Origin of the sequence: Thioalkalivibrio sp. ALE23 (assembly GCF_000378545.1) — a bacterium.
Classification (GTDB): domain Bacteria; phylum Pseudomonadota; class Gammaproteobacteria; order Ectothiorhodospirales; family Ectothiorhodospiraceae; genus Thioalkalivibrio.
Genome location: NZ_KB900060.1, coordinates 1 through 1,493 on the forward strand (window position 1 = coordinate 1; position 1,493 = coordinate 1,493).

Annotated in this window: 2 protein-coding genes; both read right to left on the reverse strand. The window is 64.8% G+C overall.

Features of this window, described 5'->3' with window-relative positions; all coding sequences use genetic code 11:
- Positions 1–887, reverse strand: an 887-nt coding sequence (csf2, locus tag F573_RS0113670) for a type IV CRISPR-associated protein Csf2 (protein ID WP_026300949.1), incomplete at its 3' end; no start/stop codon positions are given.
- A gap of 24 nt (positions 888–911) precedes the next feature.
- Positions 912–1,493: hypothetical protein (locus F573_RS0113675; RefSeq protein ID WP_026300950.1), on the reverse strand; the 582-nt coding region annotated here is incomplete at its 5' end.

The following is a 1,493-nucleotide window of genomic DNA, read 5'->3' on the forward strand; positions in this document are numbered from 1 at the left end:
CCGCCCAGTTGCGGATACCGCTCCACAAACCGTTCCATCGAGGCCAGCAGGAGGCCGTCCTGAACCGGGTTGCTGTTCGTTTTCGTGCCGACCCGAAAAGAGAAGGGCAGCCCCGCCAGCACCACCTCCATCGCGTTCCAGCCCTGGATGCGAGGGCCGCGCTGGTTTTCTTCGCCACCCCCGTTCGATGAATCCCGGTGCTGGTTTTCTTCGCCATCCCCGTTCGACGTATCCCGGCGCTGGCTGTCCAGCCATTCCTGCGCCGCCTCACGGTAGTTCTCGATCCGATCGGAAGCCTGGGGATCGGAGAACGACAGCACATCGTCGATGCGGCGGAAAAAGATCGTCTGGGTGAGCGGCAGGCGGTTCTCGCGCCCCATCGGATCCACCACGTCGTTTTCGCACGATGCCGGCACATCCAGGTTTTCGACGGTCTCCGGCACCAGGGCCCAGGCGGTATCCGTCATGAATCGCGATTCCACCATTTCCGGGCCGCCGCCGAACAGGCCGATGAAGGGATGCTCCATCTGGTGATGGCGCCGGTCCAGGTTGACCGCCGCACCCTTGGCGGGGCGGCCATCGGCGGTGCCGGCGCACAGGGTATGGTAGGTCGGCAGGTTCGGAGCCGGTTCGCCACGGTCCCGGATCGCATCCATCAGCACGTCCACCCCGGCGCGGCGGATCCGGCCCCGGAGCGAATTGCTCGGGATGACCGGTACGCGTCGCACGGGCGTCTTGCCCCCTTCGTCGGCGCTACCCACCACGGTCAGCGTCTGCGTGCTGGTCATCGGCATGGTCTGGCTGCCGCTCTCGATTCGCCGATCCTGCGAAGCATCGGTGATGTGGAGCGGGCTGGTGGTAAACAGGGTTCCTTCGATTTCGATCATCTTGGTTATCCTCTCGATTGCGTTTTAAGCGTGGCGGTTGTCGAACTTGAATCGGGCCGGCTCTTCCGGCGTTTGCGTCAGGACGTACTGAACGAACCACAGATCCCCGGGGCCCATGTTTTCGAAGGGCGTTCGCAGGTCCTCGGGGAGTGCGTCGTACCAGGCGCGGGCTTTCGGAAAGCCGTTGACGGCGTTTTCCGCCATCTGCTGGCCGAGCCGGAAGAACCGCTTGCCGGCAGGCGTTTTCGGGAACAGGTCCTTCAGCAGATCGTCGTTGACCGCGTTGCGGAATTGCTCCACGAGGTCACGGCGCACGACGAGGTTGTCCCGCCCCAGGCGGAACTGGATCAGGTCGGGGGACAGCGAGATCGGGGCCTGCCAGATCAGGTGTTCACGCTTGCGCGTGGCCTTGGCGAGCACAACCGGACCCTCGAACCGCTGGTCGTAGGCCCACCGGATATGGCTGTTGCGCGTTACCCGCCAGGCCTGGCCGGACTCGCCCTCGGGCTGATGAACCAGCACGCCCTGCATCTGGGTCATCTGGCCCGCTTCAAGGAACGGTCCGCACCACCCACAGATCCAGTTGCCCACCCGGTCCAGGGTGGC